The sequence below is a fragment of the Micromonospora sp. NPDC003944 genome (assembly GCF_053605225.1).
Genome location: NZ_JBSGIV010000031.1, coordinates 63,356 through 79,461, shown reverse-complemented (window position 1 = coordinate 79,461; position 16,106 = coordinate 63,356). Strand labels below are relative to the sequence as shown.

The window sequence follows — 16,106 nt, the reverse complement described above, 5'->3', positions numbered from 1 at the left end:
GGACTGGTCCCTGACGTACATTACCTCAGAGTCATAACTATGACTCTGAGGTATACCGCTCAGTGCTGCATCCGCCTCCACAGCCGAGGGCAGGGTGGAGGCCCAGGCGTCTAGACCGCGCCGTAGTGGAGGGACAGCCCGGTGGCGGCCCGGTCGGCGGTGATCTGCAGCATGCTGCCCAACATCGTCGCCCGGTCCGTCACCAGGGCCCTCCCGTCGGGCGCGTACGTGATCCGGTCGCTGACCAGCACCGGCGCACCCTCGGCCTCGTCCAGGTGCCGGGCCACGTCCGCGCTCAACACGTCCGGCCGGATCGTCTCCGCCGCCCGGGCCACCACCACCCCGAGGTCGGCCAGGGCCGCGTACAACGAGGTGCCGGTGAAGTCCACGTCGTGCAGGCGGTTCGCGTGCGGCTCGCGTACCCAGGAAACCTGGTGGATGGCGCGGCGGCCGGCGAACGCGCGGACCCGCTCGAGGCGGAGGCCCGTCTCGGCCTCGGCGACCCGCAGCCGGGCCGCGACGCGCGAGGGCACGCGGCGCTGCGCGCGGGAGACCACGGTCGTGCGGACCTCGTGGCCCTGCTCGCGCAGGTCGTCGCCGAAGCTCCGCAAGGACCCCAGCTGGTACGCGGCATGCGACGGTGCGACGAAGGTGCCCTTGCCGGGCTGTTGGACGATCATCCCCTCGGCGCTCAGCTCGCGCAGTGCCTGGCGGAGTGTCATAAGCGTGACGCCGTACGCCGTGCTCAGCTCGCGTTGCGCGGGCAGTGCCTCGCCCGGCGCGTAGTGGCCGTCGCGGATCTTGGCGGCAAGGTCGGCGGCGATGGCCCGATAACGTGTCACTGGTCTGCCTCCCGACACGTCGACTGTCCGCCCCCGTCATCGACGGCCACCGCCGATCATCGCACGGGGGCCACCAGGGACAGCGCGGCCCGCAGCGACGCCACGAAGGCACCGACCTCGGTGGGGCTCGCCCCGTCGAGGATGCGCCGCATGACGGCCGCCCCGACGATGACCCCGTCGGCGACCGCCGCCGCCTCGGCCGCCTGTTCGGGGCTGGAGATGCCGAAGCCCAGCAGCACGGGCAGGTCGGTGACCTGCTTGAGCCGGGCGGCGAGCGTGACGGCTGACGGCGCGAGCCGATCGCGTTCGCCGGTCGTGCCCATGACCGAGACGGCGTACACGAAGGTCTGGCTGCGCCGGCCGATCTCGGCGAGTCGGTCGTCCGGCGTGGCGGGGGAGGCGAGCAGGCTCACCTGGACACCCGGCACGTTCAGATTGGCCAGCTCGTCGAGGGGCAGGTCGGGCACGATCAGGCCGGTCACCCCGGCCGCCGTCAACGCGTCGCCGAACCCCGGCCGCAGCGCGATGTTGGCGTACGTGCTGGCGACGAGGGGGATGCCGACCCGCGCCGCGGCGAGGTCGTCCAGGACCGAGGCGGGCGTCGTGCCCCGGGCGAGCGCCGCGTCCGAGGCCTCCTGGATGGTGCGGCCGTCCACCGTGGGGTCGGAGAACGGGAGCCCGACCTCGACCATGTCGGCTCCGGCGTCCTCGAAGGCGTTCAGGTACGCCGTCCAGCCCGGCACGATCCCGCCGGTGACGTAGGGCATCAGCAGCTTCATCCGAGGTCCGCCTCCGCGACCAGGGTGGTCACGTCCTTGTCGCCGCGCCCGGACAGGGTGACGAGCACCGTCGAACCGCTGGGCAGCTCCGGCGTACCGGCGGCACGGACGACCCAGGCGACCGCGTGGGCGGACTCGATGGCGGGCAGCACGCCCTCGGCCCGCGCCAGCCGGATCGCGGCGGCGACCGCCTCCCCGTCGGAGACGGTGACGTACCGGGCGCGCCCCAGATCGCGCAGGTACGCGTGCTCGGGTCCGACGCCGGGGTAGTCCAGCCCGGCCGCGATCGAGTGCGCCTCCTTGATCTGACCGTGCTCGTCCTGGAGGAACAGCGACTGGAAGCCGTGCAGGACCCCGATCTCCCCGTTCGCCGCGCCGGAGCCGCCCTCGGCCTCCACCCCGACGAGCTGCGCCGACGTCTCGACGAACCCGGCGAACGTGCCCGCCGCGTTGCTGCCGCCGCCGACGCAGGCGACCACGTAGTCGGGGACGGCCGTGGGTAGGTCGGCCGCGCACTGCCGCCGGGCCTCGTCACCGATGACGCGCTGGAACTCACGGACCATCATCGGATAGGGGTGCGGACCGATGACCGAGCCCACGCAGTAGTGCGCCTCGTCGACGTCTGTCACCCAGTGGCGCATGGCCTCGCTCGTGGCGTCCTTGAGTGTTCGGCTGCCGCTGGTCACCGGAACGACCTCGGCGCCCAGCAGCCGCATGCGGAAGACGTTGTGCGCCTGGCGTTGCACGTCGCGTTCGCCCATGAACACCGTGACCGGCAGACCCAGCAGGGCGCCTGCCGTCGCCGTCGCGACGCCGTGCATCCCCGCCCCGGTCTCGGCGATCAGACGGGTACGCCCCATCCGCCGGGCCAGCAACGCCTGCCCGAGGACGTTGTTGATCTTGTGCGATCCGGTGTGCGTCAGGTCCTCCCGCTTGAGCAGCACCGTCACGCCGAGTTCGGCAGACAGTCGCAGGGCCGGCGTCAGTGGGGTCGGCCGACCCACGTGCGCCGACAGCAGTGCGGCGAAGCTGCCGCGGAACCCGGGGTCGGCCCACGCCTCGGAGAAGGCCTCGGCGACGGCCTCGCAGGCGGGGACGAGGGACTCCGGCACGTATCGCCCGCCGTAGCTGCCGTACCGCCCGGAAACGACTCCTGAACGCACTGTTATAGAACTCATGCAACTGTTATAGAACAGCGGCGGCCGTCTTGGCAACAGGTGATGCGCCGTGTCGTCCGTCGACAGCCCTCGGGGGACCCGGTTCGCTTCGTAGAATTCCTGCCATGCCGGAGATCGTCGAGCTGCTGGCCTCGCCCGTGCACCGCTTCCTGGGTCGGCCCGCCGACGGCCCCGCACCGGCCCCACCCGGTGAGCTCGTCGACGCCGTCCGGATCCGGGCCGGCCTCGGCATCGTCGGCGACAGGTACTTCGGTCAGCAGGCACACCGCGACGCCAGCGTCACGGTCATCGCGCAGGAGTCGCTGCCGGTCGGCATCGGCCTGGCCGAGGTGCGGCGAAACGTCCTCACCACCGGGATCGCCGTGGACGAGTTGATCGGCAGAGTCCTGGTACTGGACTCCGGCGACGGCCCGGTCAGCCTGCGGGTCAACCGGGCGGCCCGGCCGTGCGCCTGGATGGACGTCACCGTCGGCCCGGGGGCGTGGAAGGCGCTGCGCACCACGGGTGGCATCCGCTGCACGCCCCTCACCGACGGCACCCTGCGCATTGGTCCGCTCGACGCCACCGTGACCTGAGGACGTCAGCTGGGTCAGACCGGGCTGACGTGCGCGGCCAGGACCCGCCAACCGTGCGGGTCGTCGTGGACCCACGTCCGGGTGTAGCGCAGCCGGGCCGTGGCCGGCGCACCCTCGAAGACGCCGGACACCCGGCCCAGGAAGAACGTCACCCCGGTTTTGCCGACGACGAGCAGGTCCAGTTCCTCCTCCACCAGCTCCTCGACGACCGAGCGGCGGTCTCGGTAGGCGGCCAGGTCGTCCTGCTTGGTGTACGTACGCCCGTCCGGGCCGACGGCGATCAGCTGGTCGACAAGCAGCTGGTCGAGGGCGGCGACGTCGCCGGCCCGTTGGGCGGCCTGCAGGGTGCGCTCGGCGTCGAGCAGTTCGGCCTCGCGTGCGCTGTCCGGCATCGTGCCGCCCTCCCGGTCGGGTCCTGCCCGGTGTCGATCGAACCGGGCCGTCCGAATTGTGGCAGCCCACGCGGCCCAGGCAAGCGGGGATCGCCGCCGACGCTCACAGACTCAGACGAATCCGTACGACGGTCTCGCCCGAGCTGTCGAGCACGGCGACCTCGTCACAGATCTGCTCCACGATCGCCAGCCCGCGACCCCGTACCGAGTCGGCGGCCGGCATGCTCCGGCCGAGCGCCCGCGTCGGCCCGTGGTCGACCACGTCGCAGAACAGCTGGCCCGGCTCGACCCAGAGCCGGACCCAGCCGCCGCCGGTGGTGTGCTGCAACGTGTTGCTGGCCAGCTCGCTGACCGCGAGCGTCAACAGCTCCACCCGCTCAGGCGACAGGCCGCGGGCCAACGCGCCGGCATTGACGAACGCGCGCAGCGCTCGGACGTCGGTCGCGACCTGATACGCCATGGTGTCCGTGGCGTGGGTGGGGACGCTCTGCTCGGCCACGGCCTCCCGTCGCTCGCCCGGCATCAGCCCACCCGGTGCGGCTGCCCGGCCAGCGGCCACGCGATCCGCGCGGGTGTCGTGGGCGGGCGAGCCTCGAAGTGCGGCATAGGGCAGTGGGAACCCTTCTCGTAGCTGTTGTCGCCACATCATGTCACCCACCGACCCCTCGGCCGTCTCGTCCGTTCGGCGGTTGATCACCTTCGGGCGGGCCTGACCGGCCTCGCCGGTCCGGTAGGTCAGTCGCGTCAGGGCGCCGCGTCGAAGGCGATCGACTCGCTCAACTCCCGCCACCGCGCGTCGGAGGCGGCGAGGGCCTCGGCGGCCGCTCCGGCGGCCGCCACGGCGTCGGCGCCGAGCAGCAACCGCAGCGGCGGGTCGTCGACCTGGGTGATCCGGATGATCGCCCGTGCGGCGCGGGCCGGGTCGCCCGGCTGGGTGCCGTTGGCCTGGCGCAGCCGCTGCACGGCCGGCTCGATGACCGGCCGGTACGGTTCACTTATCGACAGGGCGCTCATCGACGAGCCGGCCCAGTCGGTGCGCAGCCCGCCCGGCTCGACAGTGGTGATCCGGATCCCGAACGCCTCGACCTCCCGGGCGAGCACCCCGGAGAAACCGCTGACCGCCCACTTGGCGGCCTGGTACGCGCCCAGACCCGTGCTCGCGACCCGGCTGCCGACGCTGGAGATCTGCACGATGTGCCCGCGCCCCTGCTCATGACCGGCAGGGCGGCCCGGGACAGGTTGACCACCCCGAAGAAGTTGGCCTCGATCTGCGCGCGGAAGTCGTCGTCCGACATGTCCTCGATCGCGGCGACGTCGGCGTACCCGGCGTTGTTGACCAGGATGTCCAGTCGGCCGAACGTGTCGACGGCGGTGCGGACGGCGGCACGGGCGGCGGAGGGGTCGTTGACGTCGACGGCCACCGCGCGCAGTTGGTCACCGTGCCGGTCGACCAGGTTCGCGAGCTGCGCCGGGTTGCGGGCGGTGGCCACCAGCTGGTCGCCGTCGGCCAGGACTGCCTCGGCGAGGGCGCGGCCGAGACCACGTGAACAGCCGGTGATGAGCCAGACTCGCGGCACGGTGTTCCTTTCGTGTCGGTGGACCAGGTCGCCGTCAGGGACGGATGTCCAGAGCGCCGATCAGCCCGTCTCGCAGCGTGAATCGGTACCGCAACTCGACCGGGCTGCCGGGGAAGTCGCCGGACAGCCGGGTGAGAGCCAGGTACGAGTCGCCCGCCTGCGCGTCGACCCGGATCGGCTCGGCGGTGTACGAGTAGGCGTCCATCGCCTTCTGTCGCCAGGCGCGGATCGAGGCCCGCCCGTCGTACAGCCGGTCCTCGTCGGCGACGCTCGCGGTGTCCGCGAAGCAGGCGACGAAGGCGTCCAGGTCCCGGTCGTTGACGGCCCGGAAGTACCTGTCGATCACCTCGGGCAGGTCGAGGCCCATCTGCTCCTCCTGCGGCACGGGCCGCCGTCGGGCAGCCGTCGGGTTCCCGGTCCGACCCCACCGTACGAGAGGTGGACCGCGTCGCGCGGAGCAACAAGCAGAACGCATCCCGCTTCCGATGCCGGGTTTGCTGCTGGTGGGCCCGGGTAGCCACGCCTTTCCGAAGGCGAAGGGCGGGGGCATGGCCGAGCTGGCGTTCGTCGACAAGGTTGCGGCACGGGCGGGTCTCCCGCCGGAGCAGGCGCGCCCGCTCACCGAGGCGGTCCTGCGAACCCTCACCGAGCGGCTCAGCGGCGGGGAGGCGGCCGCGTTGGCCCCCCACCTGGCCGACGAGCTGAGCCCGCTGCTGGTCAAGGCCGCCGAACCGGCGGAGACGTTCGGCTACGACGAGTTCCTGAGCAGGGTGGCCGACCGCGCCGGGGTCGACCGTCCGACCGCCGAGCGAGGCGCCCGCGCGGTGCTCCAGACGATGCACCGGGTGGTCGGGCACCGGGAGTTCGAGGACGCCCTGGCCCAGCTCCCGGCGAACCTGCGGGCACTGGCGCAGCCGCTGCCGCACGGCCCCTGACCGAGACGGGTGGGGCGTGGCCTGACCCGCCGGTCAGACCACGCCCCGTCGTCCGAGGTCAGCCGGTTACCCCGCTACTGACCACCCACTTCTGGTGTGCGCCGCCCGAGTACGTGCCGAGCTGGATCTGGGTGCGGTCGGCGCTGCTGCCGCCGGCGGCCTCCATGATCTTGCCGGACTGCGGGTTGCGGATCGACCCGTCGCTCTGCGGTTGCCAGACCTGCGCGCCGGTGCCGTTGCAGGTCCAGAGCTGGATCTTCGTGCCGTTCGCGGTGCCGGCGTTGTCCACGTCCAGGCACTTGCCGAGCACCCGGTACGTGTCGCCGACCCGCGTCCACGACTGCGCGGCGGTGTTGTTGCAGGTCCAGAGCTGGATCTTCGTGCCGTCGGCGGTGCCCGAGTTGTCGACGTCCAGGCACTTGCCGCCGACGCCGGTGATGGTGCCGCCGGTGGGCGGTGGCGGGCTGCCCGGGATCGAGTTCAGCGTGTACCACGCCTCGGTGCTCCACAGTGACTGGCCGCTGGTGGAGGTGAACGGGCGCGGCGAGCGCAGGTGCACGACCCGACCGGCCTTGCGGCCAGCCACCACGAGGCTGACCTTCTTCCCGTCCGCGGACAGGGTGGCCGAGGTGACCGTCAACGTCTCCTCGTCGACCTTCGGCCCGCCGTAGGCCGAGGTGGCCACGTACCGCCATTGCTTGATCTTGTAGCGCGCGGCCAGCTCGGCGGCGGTCGCCGCCGAGACGGGCTGGGTGTACTCCACCTCGAAGCCGGTCGTGGTGGCGCGCATCGCGAGCATCTCGAACGTGGTGGCGGTGTTCGGGGTGAGCTTCTGCAGGCCGTACGACAGCTTGCCGCTCTGGCCCCAGTTGCCGCCGGCGCCGAGCCCGCCGACGTAGATCGCGCCGTCCGGGCCGACGTTGACCTCGGAGACGCCCGCCTCCAATCCCTGGGTGAGCCGGAACAGGGCGCCCTGGTACTCGCCGTTGACCTTCTCCACGTTCGCCCGTTGCAGACCGCCGTACGTCACGTCGCCGATGACGAACTGGCCGGCGTAACGGCCGCTGGTCAGGTACATCGGCGTGCTCGGCGAGTTGGCGATCTCGTTCTGCGGCATCCAGAGCACCGGTGGGGTGACCGCGGCCGTGTCGAACGGACCGGCCGGGTTCATGTAGTGGTTGAAGAACCGGCCCTGCTTGACGTGCACCAGCTTCGACGAGGGCAGCCAGCCGCCCTGGTTGTCGGTGACGAAGATGCCGCCCTCCGGGCCCCAGCCGATGCCGTGCGGCGTCCGCAGCCCGCCGGCGACGTAGCTGACCGCGCCGGTGTCCTTGTTGACCTTGAGGGTGGTGCCCCGGTTGGTGGCGGGCTGCGGGTTCGTGGTGGCGCCGCCGGAGTTGATCGACACCGACAGGTTCAGGTAGAAGAACCCGTCGGCGTAGAGCAGGCCGAACGCGAACTCGTGGAAGTTGCCGCCGTACGGCCAGGTGGCGACGGTCTCCAGCCGCTCGGCCACCTCGTCGCCACCGGTGTTGACCAGTCGGGTCAACCGCTGCTTCTCGGTCACGTAGACCACTCCGTCGACGACCTTGAGCCCCATCGGTTCCTTCAGGCCGCCGGCGATCTTCTTGGTGGTCACGTTGCCCGGACTCGTCGACCCGCCGGTGTTGCCGAGGATCCAGACCTCACCGTCCTGGGAGGTGCCGGACTGGTCGCTGCCACCCCAGGTGCTGACGACCAGTCGGCCGTCGGCAAGCCAGTCCATGCCGGTGACCTTCGGCTGGAAGCCGCTGGGCCGCAGGTTGGTCAGGGTGTAGCCGGGGTGCACGCCGGTCAGCGGCAGGCCGTCGCCGGGGGAGTCGGAGACCCCCTCGCACTCCTTGCGCCCGGGTGCGGTCACCCGGACCACACCGGCGTCGGTGCTCAACGCCGAGTTCGGTACGACCGCGAAGGTCGACGAGCCGGGCGTCTTCCACTCCAGGGTGATCTGCTGCCCGCCGCCGCGCTCGAAGTGGTCGATGCGCAGCGAGTGCAGACCGGCGGTGAGGGTGACCGTGCCCTCCTTGGGCGGGGTCGCGCCGTGCAGACCGTCGTGGTTGATCACCACGGCGTTGTCGATGGTCAGCTTGGACCCGTCGTCACTGCTGAGCCGGAAGGTGTAGCTGCCGGCCTGGGTGGTGGTGATGTTGCCGAGCACCTGCGAGACGAAGTTGTCCTCGAAGCCGAAGTCGGCCGCCGAGGTCCAGTTGATTGTGGACATCAGCTTGTCCACGTTGGGGGTCTGGGCGGGCTTGAGGGTGCACAGCTCGGAGAGCGGCACCTGCACGTCGAAGACGCGCAGCGTGACGCCCGGCTCCTGTGCGGGAGCGGCGGTGGCGGGGACGGCCCAGAGGCCGGCGGCGAGGACGAGTGCCAGCGCACCCAGGACGGGATGGTGGATCCGGCGTAGCAGGCGTGTGCCCATCGTTCCTCCAGGAGGCAGTGGAGTGTCCGACGGTCGGCGCGGATCAGCGGTGAGGGTGACCGTCGGCCCGGCTCCGTAACGTCCTCGACGCCGACGAGTGACATTGCGGAAACACCGGGTTGATGGGTCGAGACATTAAGGCGTTTCGATTGGACTGTCCATGGCTTCGCCTCGATACATCAAAAGTTTCCAATGTCCGTACGAAAGTTCGAGACGGTGCGCGAAGAATGCCCGGATAGCGGGGGCGCCTACCGCCGTCCACGCCCCGTCGGGCCGCCGGTCTTCCGAGCCGGGCCGGCGGCCTTGCGGGCCGGGGTCGCACCCCTACCGGCCGGCCGGCGGCTCGCGGTGCCGGCCGGTCGCCGACGGGCCGCCACCAACACGATCGCGGAGACCACGACGACGATCAGGGCCGGGACCAGCCAGGCTGGGAAGCCGCCGCCGCGCTGCTCCTGCGCGGCACCGGCCGGGTCGCCCGCCGGAGCGCCGGTGGGGGCGACCGCGCTGCCGGTGGCCCCAGGGTTGGCCGACCCCTCGCCCTCGGCCTGCGCGACGAGCGCCGGGTCCGGGCCCGCCGTGGGCGCCGACCAGCCGGCCGGGGCCGCCGTGCCCGGACCCTGGTAGTCGAAGGTCACCTCGCCCCGGACCGCCTCACCGTCGGAGGCGACCGAGAGGTAGCTTGCGGTGTAGCGGCCCTTCGCCGGCCAGTGCGCGACGGTGACCATGGCCGGGAAGCCGGTGTGGTAGAGCCGCGGCTCGAACACACCGTTGACCATGAAGTACTCGGTGACCGGCTTGTCCAGTCGCTTCGGCTCACCGTAGGACCAGCCGTTGTCCACCCGCGAACCGTCCGGCCCGCTGATGGTGAAGTGCGCGTTGGAGGCCGGCTTCTCGGTGAAGTACAACGCCAACTGGCCCAGCGGCTCGCGGACGACGGTGCCCTTCAGCGGCGTGGACGTCGCCAACTGGCCGTGCGCGGACGCCGGGGCGACCGGCAGCAGCAACGACACCACCAGGACCACCACCAGCGCCAGCACGGCACGACCCGAGACCTTACCCACAGTGACCAGCTTCGATCGCATTCGTTCATCATGGTCATGTCGCCGGCACCGAACAAGACGTAGAGTTCTCCTCCCCGACGATCACCCCGACACCCGTCCCCCCGCGTCGTTCGGAGTCCGCCCGTGTTCCCCCGTACCTCCGCCGCCCGTACCTCGGCCACCCTCGCCGCCGCCACCCTCGTCGTCCTGCTCCTGGCCGGTTGCGGGCAGGACGACGACCCCTCGGTGGCCGCCCCCTCGACGACGGTGACGTCCGTCGCCCCGTCGACCGCTCCGGCCCCGACGGCCACCGCCGCACCCAGCGCGTCCGCCAGTACCGTGGCGGTGGACCACCAGATCACCGTGACGATCGCGAAGAAGCGGGTCGATCCGCCGACCGGACGGGTCACCGTCGGTAAGGGCAAGCTGGTCCGGATCACCGTCACCTCCGACGTGGCCGACGAACTGCACGTGCACGGCTACGACCTGGGCGCCCGGTTGCCGGCCGGCACGCCCGGCTCGGTGGAGTTCCGGGCCGACCAGACCGGACTGTTCGAGGTGGAGACGCACGACTCCGAGCTGGTGCTGTTCCAGCTCGTCGTCCGCTGAACGACATGACGGCCGCCCCCACCCTGCTGGCACACGGCGTCGGTGGTCGTCAGGACCTGCCGATCACTCTGCCGCAGTTGGTCGTCGCCGCCGCGCTGACCCTCGTCGTCACGTTCGTGGCGCTGGGTCTGCTCTGGCGCGAACCCCGGCTCGACCGGGAGGCCACCGGCGGTCGCGCGGTGCCGCGCCATCTCGCCCGCGTCCTCGACGCGTCCGCGTTCCGGTGGACCGTGCGGGCGCTCGGCCTACTCGCCGCCGCCTGGTTCTGCCTCGGTCTGCTGGGCGGGCCGGACACCGCGGACAACCCGACCGCCGGCGCGCTCTACGTGCTGCTCTGGGTCGGGCTGGCACCGCTGTCGCTGCTGTTCGGCCCGGTCTGGCGGGCGGTCAACCCGCTGCGTACGGTGCACCTGCTCGCGGCGCTGGCAGTGCGGCGCGACCCGAACCGTGGGTTCCGTGACCTGCCCGCCGACGTCGGGTGGTGGCCGGCCGCCGCGACCCTGTTCGGGTTCGTCTGGCTGGAACTGGTCGCCCCCGACCGGGCCACCCTGCCGGTCATCACTGCCTGGCTGACCGGTTACGCGGTGATTCTGCTGGCCGGCGCGGTGCTGTTCGGCGCAGGCTGGTTCGACCACGCCGACCCGTTCGAGGCGTACAGCACCCTGATCGGTCAGCTCGCCCCGATCGGCCGAGCCTCCGACGGCGTCCTGGTGTGGCGTAACCCGCTCGACGGGATCGCCGGCCTGCGACCCCGCCCCGGGCTGGTCGCCGTGGTGGTCGTGCTGCTCGGCTCGACCATGTACGACAGCCTCTCCAACGCGCCGGGTTGGTTGCGCTTCAGCCAGGAGAACGGCCTGCACCCGGCGGTCACCGGCAGCGCCGGCCTGAGCGCCGTCATCGCCGCCGTCGCGGTGGCGTACCTCGCGGCCACCCGCGCCGCGGCGCGCATCGGTCGTGCCGACGCGGCCGACGCCCGTGCGGTGCCGCGCGAGATCGCCCACTCGATCGTGCCGATCGCCGTGGGGTACGTGGTGGCGCACTACTACTCCCTGCTGATCCTGGAGGGTCAACGCACCGTCGCGCTGCTCTCCGACCCGCTGGGCACCGGCGCCAACTGGCTCGGCACCGCCGACTGGGAGCCACACACCGCACTGGTCACCCCCTCCGGGGTGGCGAGCGTCCAGGTCACCGTCATCATCCTCGGGCACCTGCTCGGCACGCTGCTCGCCCACGACCGCGCGCTGTACCTGTTTCCCCGGGCTCGGGCGGTGGCCGGCCAACTACCCCTGCTCGCGCTGATGGTCGCCTACACCGTCGCCGGCCTGCTGCTGCTCTACGCAGGGTAGTGCCGGCCGGCTCGGACCCGTACGCCATGATGGCCCGTGGACTCCGATCTTCAGCGCTACCTCGACGACCTCGTCGGCACCGCCCGAGACGTGCTCGGCACCGACCTCGTCGGCGCGTACGCGGCCGGCTCGGTGGGGCTCGGGGCGTACCAGGCCGGGCGCAGCGACGTGGACGTGGCGCTGCTCAGCGCCGGGCCGCTCACCGGGGCCGCCAAGCAGGCACTCGTCGCCCGGCTGCGGCACGAGGCGCTGCCCTGCCCGGCGCGCGGGCTGGAGCTGGTCGTCTACGACCGGGCGGTGGCCGCCTCCGGCACCCCCGAGCCCGGCTTCGAGGTCGAACTCAACACCGGGGCCGGCATGCCGTTCCGCCGCACCCTCGACCCCGCCGACCGCCCGGGGACCGACGGCCGATTCTGGTACGGCCTCGACCGCAGCATCCTGCACCAGAGTGGACTCGCACTGCTCGGGCCGCCAGCGGGGGAGGCCTTCGCCGACCTCGCCCCGGCCGACCTGCGCCGGCTGCTCATCGAGGCGCTGACCTGGTGGCTTGCCCTGCCCACACCGCCGGCCGACCAGCCCGCGCCCGGCGCCGAGGACGCCGTACTCGGCGCCTGCCGGTCGCTGGTGCGCCACCGCGACGGCGTCTGGCTCGCGAAGGTGCCGGCCGGCCGGCGACTGATCGACGCCGGCGACCCGGCCGAGGTGATCGCCCGGGCGATCACCGCCCGGCACGGCGGGCCGCCGCCCACCGGGGCACAGGCCCGAGCCTTCCAACAACGGGTACGCGACGAGATCGCCGGCTAGCCGGTGCGCGGGCGGGCCTTACGGCGCTCAGCGGTTCGGGCGGGCCTCGCGGCGCTCAGCGGACCGGGCGGGCCTCGCGGCGCTCAGCGGACCGGGCGGGACTCCAGCGAGGCGAAGAGCAGGTTGAGACCCTCGGTCATGGTCGGGTGGGTGATCACCGCGTCCCGCAGGGCGGTCCACGGCATCCCGGCGAGCATGGCCAGCTGCACCGAAGTGATCACCTCGCCGGCCTCGGCGCCGAGCAGCGCCGCCCCGAGGATCCGGTCGGTGCGGGTGTCGACGACCGCCTTCCACATGCCCTGGGTCTGGCGCAGGGTGCGGGCCCGGGGGATGGCGGCGACCGGCAGGTGGGCGACCTGGATGTCGTGCCCGGCGCGGCGCGCCTCGGTCTCGGTCAGCCCGACCCGGGCCAGCTCCGGGGTGGTGAAGACGGTGTACGGGATCAGCCGGTCGGCCGTGCTGCGCCGGCCTCCGGCGAGGTTCGCCCGGATGATCCGGTAGTCGTCCAACGAGACGTGGGTGAACTGCGGGCTGCCGGCGACGTCCCCGGCCGCCCAGGTGCGCTCGGCGCTGGTCCGCAGGTGCTCGTCGACCTGCACGAAGCCCCGCTCGCTGAGCCGTACGCCGGCCGCGTCCAGGCCGAGCCCGTCGGTGACCGGTTCCCGGCCGGCCGCCACCAGCACGTCGTCACCGACCACCACGCTGTCGTCGTCGAGCGTCACCCGGAGCGAGCCGTCGGCCTCCCGGTCGACCCGCGCGACCGCCACACCCACCCGGACGTCGATGCCCTCATCGAGGAAGACCCGCATCACCGCGTCACTGATGTCGGGATCCTCGCGGGTGAGCAGCCGTGGGCCGCCCTCGATGAGCGTCACCGTGCTGCCGAACGACGCGAACATCTGCGCGAACTCGACCCCGACGGTCCCGCCGCCGAGCACCACCAGCCGGGCCGGCAACCGGTCCAGGCGCAGCAACTCGTCGCTGGTGAGCACCCCGGCCTCGGCCATCCCGGGCACTGACGGCAGATGAGGGCGGGTACCCGTGTTGATCACCACGTCACTGCCGCGCAACAGCCGCTCGCCCCCGTCGGCGAGCGCCACCCGTACCGTCCGTGGGCCGACGAACCGGGCCGCACCGATCACCAGGTGCAGGCCGGAGTCGAGGAACTGCTGCCGGTTGGCGGCGACCATCCCCTCGACCACGTCCTGCTTGTGCGCGCGCAACAGGTCGATGTCGACCCGGCCGCCCTCCACCGTCAGACCGAGCGCCGACGCGTCCCGCAGGTGGCGGGCGGCCCGCGCGCTCGTCACCAGCGCCTTCGTCGGAATGCAGGCGACGTTGATGCAGCTGCCGCCGATCATGCCGCGCTCGACCATGGCGACCCGCTGCCCGGACCGGGCGACGTCCATGCTCAGCGTCTTGCCGGCCTTGCCGCCACCGACGACGAGCAGGTCGAACTCCTCCGGTTGGTCGGTCACCGGCGCTCCTCTCGGTCACCGGAAAGGCCGGCGGCCACCGCTGGTGCGCGGCGGCCAACCCAGCCTGCCAGCTCCGACGCGCGCGGCGACCCGGTTCCGTGCAGGAGCCACCACCCGTGCCGCCACCCGTTCCTTGATCGAGTGATGAGAAGTAGGTCTCCGGGCCTCATGGGGACCTACTTCTCATCACTTGATCACCGCTGGTCAGCCATCCGTGAAGGGCTGGGTCGTCGACCGACGGCCGGACGCTCGGCCCGGGCCCGCGCGGATTCGCTCCGGGCCCGGGTACAAGCGCTACTGAGGTCAGTGTCGGGCGGCGCCGTTCTCGCTCGGCTGCCCGAACGCCAGGAACGGTACGGGCGTCGGCGCGTCGGTGCCGATGTGCCGAGGGAAGGTCGGCTCGGCGTCGTCGGCCGCTGCCGTGCGGTCGGGTGCCATCGACTCGTCCGCCACTGTCTGCTCGTTGTTCGCCTGCTCGGTCGGGGCGTGCTCGCCGTTCACCGGCTCGGTCGGGGCGCGGTCGCCATTGGCCTGTGCTGCCGGGGCCAGGTCGGCGTAGCCGCTCTGAAGCGGGCCACGGTCGGCAGGTGCCGGGTCGAGCTGGGCGCGGTCGGCAGCGGCGCGGTCGGCGCCCGTGTCGTCCGGGGTGGATCGCTCCGGGGACTGCCTGTCGACGCCGGCGCGGTCGACGGTGAGCCGTTCGACGCCCACCCGCTCCGGGGCGGGTCGGTCCGCGCCGGAACGGGAGCCGACCATCGGGTACTCAGCGGTCTCCGTACCGCCGGCTGCCGCGGCCATGACCGCGGCGGCGGCGAGGTCGGCGACCCGCTTCGCCTCCCGCTGTACGCGGGCGCGGACATCCTTGGCGTGCCGCTCGGCGGAGTCCCCGGCGCGGCGGGCCTCGTCCAGTCGGGCGCTCTCGGCGGTCAGGTCCCGGCGGACCTCGTTGAGCCGCTGCTGCATCCGGGACAGCTCGTTCTCAAGCGTCTCGCCCTCCTGGCGGATCTCGGTGAGCTGCTGGCGGCCGGTCTCCAGCTCGGCGTGCAGCTCGGCGGCCTCCTGCCGGCGCTCCTCGAGCTCCTTCTGCAGGGCGGCGAGCTGCTGCTGGTGGCTGGCGGCCTGCTCGTCGGCGCGGTTGCGCAGCTCGGTGACGTGCTGTTGCGCCTCGGCCAGCAGCGCGGCGATCTGCTGCTCGGTCGCGCTGCGCTCCTCGGCCAACTCCTGTTCGGCGGCGGCCTGCTGTTCGGCGATGTCCCGCTCGGCGGCGGTACGCCGTTCGTTGACCTCTCGCTCCACGTTGGCCTGCCACTGGGCCATCTCCTGCTGGTTCTTGGAGCGGGCCGACTGGAGTTCCTGCTGGATCTGGGTACGGGCCGACTTCATCAGCGCGTCGGCGGCGACCCGGGTCTGGTTGAGCTGCTGCGCGCTCTGCTCGGTGATCCGCTTGGCCTCGTGCTGCGCGCGCTCGTGCGCGGCCTCACCGTCGGCCCGCAACTGCTCGGCGTGCTCGCGGATCGCGGTCAGCTCGGCCTCGGCCAGGGCACGCCGCTCCTCGTGCGCCTGCTCCTGCTCGGCCCGCCGGGTGGCCAACTCCTCCGACAGGTCCTGACGTGCCTGCGCGGCCCGCTCACGGGTGTCGGCGAGGATCCGCTCGGCCTCGCCGCGCAGCTCGTTCGCGCGGTCGGTGGCCGACTCGGTGATGATCCCGGCCTGCTTCTCGGCGAGCGCCATGATCTCACCGACCATCGGGCCCAGGTCATGGAACGAGGCGCGGTCCACCTGCACGGGCTGCTCCTGAAGCTCGGCCAGCTCGGCACGCAGCCGCTGCACCTCGGCGGTCAACTCTCGGACGCGGACGGCGGACTGTCCATGCTCGCGGCTCAGCATCGCGATCTGGCTGTCGAGCTGCTCCAGGTGCCGGTCCACCTGGCGTTTGTCGTATCCGCGCAGGGCGAGCTCGAAGCTCGGCCGGGAGGCCGCATCGTCGCGTGCTGCGTGCGGCTCAGCGCCGATGGACATGCACCATCCTCCGTACGATCGGGGGCGTCAGGGTCGGCGGTCGCCTGCCCCACGGGCCGTCAGTGTGG

15 protein-coding genes and 1 pseudogene are annotated in these 16,106 nt (G+C 72.3%); 5 read left to right on the top strand and 11 right to left on the bottom strand.

Annotated elements, in window-relative coordinates; translation table 11 throughout:
* Positions 1-110: 110 nt before the first annotated feature.
* The 3 genes from ACWER9_RS17395 to trpB are packed head-to-tail and all read right to left on the bottom strand — an operon-like array spanning position 111 to position 2,799.
* The gene (locus tag ACWER9_RS17395) at positions 111-842 is read right to left on the bottom strand and encodes a GntR family transcriptional regulator (protein ID WP_452302784.1); all 732 of its coding nucleotides are present in this window, start codon (positions 840-842) and stop codon (positions 111-113) included.
* A gap of 56 nt (positions 843-898) precedes the next feature.
* Positions 899-1,621, bottom strand: a complete 723-nt coding sequence (gene trpA, locus ACWER9_RS17390; protein ID WP_452302783.1) for a tryptophan synthase subunit alpha — start codon at positions 1,619-1,621, stop codon at positions 899-901.
* The gene (gene trpB, locus ACWER9_RS17385) at positions 1,618-2,799 is read right to left on the bottom strand and encodes a tryptophan synthase subunit beta (protein WP_452302782.1); all 1,182 of its coding nucleotides are present in this window, start codon (positions 2,797-2,799) and stop codon (positions 1,618-1,620) included. Before trpB ends, trpA begins: the two co-directional genes overlap by 4 nt.
* 104 nt (positions 2,800-2,903) lie before the next feature.
* Here trpB and ACWER9_RS17380 point away from each other — a divergent pair, with 104 nt between their 5' ends.
* Positions 2,904-3,374 carry a molybdenum cofactor biosysynthesis protein gene (locus tag ACWER9_RS17380; RefSeq protein WP_452302781.1) on the top strand — a complete coding sequence of 157 codons (471 nt, stop codon included), beginning with the start codon at positions 2,904-2,906 and terminating at the stop codon, positions 3,372-3,374.
* 14 nt (positions 3,375-3,388) lie between these two features.
* Here the strand turns inward: ACWER9_RS17380 and ACWER9_RS17375 are convergent, their stop codons facing one another.
* The 4 genes and pseudogenes from ACWER9_RS17375 to ACWER9_RS17360 all read right to left on the bottom strand — a co-directional run bounded on the left by ACWER9_RS17375 (position 3,389) and on the right by ACWER9_RS17360 (position 5,710).
* Positions 3,389-3,766: a nuclear transport factor 2 family protein gene (locus tag ACWER9_RS17375; protein ID WP_452302780.1), complete on the bottom strand. Its 378-nt coding sequence runs from the start codon at positions 3,764-3,766 to the stop codon at positions 3,389-3,391.
* A 103-nt stretch (positions 3,767-3,869) separates the two neighbouring features.
* The gene (locus ACWER9_RS17370) at positions 3,870-4,289 is read right to left on the bottom strand and encodes an ATP-binding protein (RefSeq protein ID WP_452302779.1); all 420 of its coding nucleotides are present in this window, start codon (positions 4,287-4,289) and stop codon (positions 3,870-3,872) included.
* Positions 4,290-4,510: 221 nt separating this feature from the next.
* Positions 4,511-5,343: pseudogene (locus tag ACWER9_RS17365) on the bottom strand (SDR family NAD(P)-dependent oxidoreductase).
* A 34-nt stretch (positions 5,344-5,377) separates the two neighbouring features.
* Positions 5,378-5,710, bottom strand: coding sequence for a nuclear transport factor 2 family protein (locus ACWER9_RS17360; RefSeq protein ID WP_452302778.1), 333 nt, complete (start codon positions 5,708-5,710; stop codon positions 5,378-5,380).
* A 118-nt stretch (positions 5,711-5,828) separates the two neighbouring features.
* On the opposite strand from ACWER9_RS17360, the gene ACWER9_RS17355 reads away from it, so the two are divergent.
* Positions 5,829-6,278 (top strand): DUF2267 domain-containing protein, encoded by a 450-nt coding sequence (locus ACWER9_RS17355; protein WP_452302777.1) that lies wholly within the window; start codon positions 5,829-5,831, stop codon positions 6,276-6,278.
* Between the two features lie 58 nt (positions 6,279-6,336).
* Here ACWER9_RS17355 and ACWER9_RS17350 read toward each other — a convergent pair whose 3' ends face one another.
* Positions 6,337-8,742: a ricin-type beta-trefoil lectin domain protein gene (locus ACWER9_RS17350; protein WP_452302776.1), complete on the bottom strand. Its 2,406-nt coding sequence runs from the start codon at positions 8,740-8,742 to the stop codon at positions 6,337-6,339.
* 248 nt (positions 8,743-8,990) lie between these two features.
* Positions 8,991-9,824 (bottom strand): copper resistance protein CopC, encoded by an 834-nt coding sequence (locus ACWER9_RS17345; RefSeq protein ID WP_452302775.1) that lies wholly within the window; start codon positions 9,822-9,824, stop codon positions 8,991-8,993.
* A gap of 102 nt (positions 9,825-9,926) precedes the next feature.
* Between ACWER9_RS17345 and ACWER9_RS17340 the strand changes: the two genes are divergently transcribed.
* Genes ACWER9_RS17340 through ACWER9_RS17330 form a run of 3 tightly spaced genes read left to right on the top strand, consistent with a single transcriptional unit; the run spans position 9,927 to position 12,541 of the window.
* Entirely contained in the window at positions 9,927-10,391 is a 465-nt protein-coding gene (locus ACWER9_RS17340; protein WP_452302774.1) for a hypothetical protein, read from the top strand.
* A 5-nt stretch (positions 10,392-10,396) separates the two neighbouring features.
* Entirely contained in the window at positions 10,397-11,737 is a 1,341-nt protein-coding gene (locus ACWER9_RS17335) for a hypothetical protein (RefSeq protein WP_452302773.1), read from the top strand.
* Between the two features lie 36 nt (positions 11,738-11,773).
* Positions 11,774-12,541: a nucleotidyltransferase domain-containing protein gene (locus ACWER9_RS17330; RefSeq protein WP_452302772.1), complete on the top strand. Its 768-nt coding sequence runs from the start codon at positions 11,774-11,776 to the stop codon at positions 12,539-12,541.
* 83 nt (positions 12,542-12,624) lie between these two features.
* Here the strand turns inward: ACWER9_RS17330 and ACWER9_RS17325 are convergent, their stop codons facing one another.
* Together ACWER9_RS17325 and ACWER9_RS17320 are read right to left on the bottom strand one after the other, a co-directional pair.
* Entirely contained in the window at positions 12,625-14,019 is a 1,395-nt protein-coding gene (locus tag ACWER9_RS17325; RefSeq protein ID WP_452302771.1) for a dihydrolipoyl dehydrogenase family protein, read from the bottom strand.
* Between the two features lie 303 nt (positions 14,020-14,322).
* Positions 14,323-16,038, bottom strand: a complete 1,716-nt coding sequence (locus ACWER9_RS17320; protein WP_452302770.1) for a DivIVA domain-containing protein — start codon at positions 16,036-16,038, stop codon at positions 14,323-14,325.
* Positions 16,039-16,106 lie beyond the last annotated feature (68 nt).

Excerpts from the sequence above, each read along its gene's own strand:
- trpA (WP_452302783.1), bottom strand. The coding sequence starts at position 1,621 with ATGAAGCTGCTGATGCCCTACGTCACCGGCGGGATCGTGCCGGGCTGG.
- trpB (WP_452302782.1), bottom strand. The coding sequence starts at position 2,799 with ATGAGTTCTATAACAGTGCGTTCAGGAGTCGTTTCCGGGCGGTACGGC.
- ACWER9_RS17380 (WP_452302781.1), top strand. The coding sequence starts at position 2,904 with ATGCCGGAGATCGTCGAGCTGCTGGCCTCGCCCGTGCACCGCTTCCTG.
- ACWER9_RS17375 (WP_452302780.1), bottom strand. The coding sequence starts at position 3,766 with ATGCCGGACAGCGCACGCGAGGCCGAACTGCTCGACGCCGAGCGCACC.
- ACWER9_RS17370 (WP_452302779.1), bottom strand. The coding sequence starts at position 4,289 with ATGCCGGGCGAGCGACGGGAGGCCGTGGCCGAGCAGAGCGTCCCCACC.
- ACWER9_RS17360 (WP_452302778.1), bottom strand. The coding sequence starts at position 5,710 with ATGGGCCTCGACCTGCCCGAGGTGATCGACAGGTACTTCCGGGCCGTC.
- ACWER9_RS17355 (WP_452302777.1), top strand. The coding sequence starts at position 5,829 with ATGCCGGGTTTGCTGCTGGTGGGCCCGGGTAGCCACGCCTTTCCGAAG.
- ACWER9_RS17350 (WP_452302776.1), bottom strand. The coding sequence starts at position 8,742 with ATGGGCACACGCCTGCTACGCCGGATCCACCATCCCGTCCTGGGTGCG.
- ACWER9_RS17345 (WP_452302775.1), bottom strand. The coding sequence starts at position 9,824 with ATGCGATCGAAGCTGGTCACTGTGGGTAAGGTCTCGGGTCGTGCCGTG.
- ACWER9_RS17335 (WP_452302773.1), top strand. The coding sequence starts at position 10,397 with ATGACGGCCGCCCCCACCCTGCTGGCACACGGCGTCGGTGGTCGTCAG.
- ACWER9_RS17320 (WP_452302770.1), bottom strand. The coding sequence starts at position 16,038 with ATGTCCATCGGCGCTGAGCCGCACGCAGCACGCGACGATGCGGCCTCC.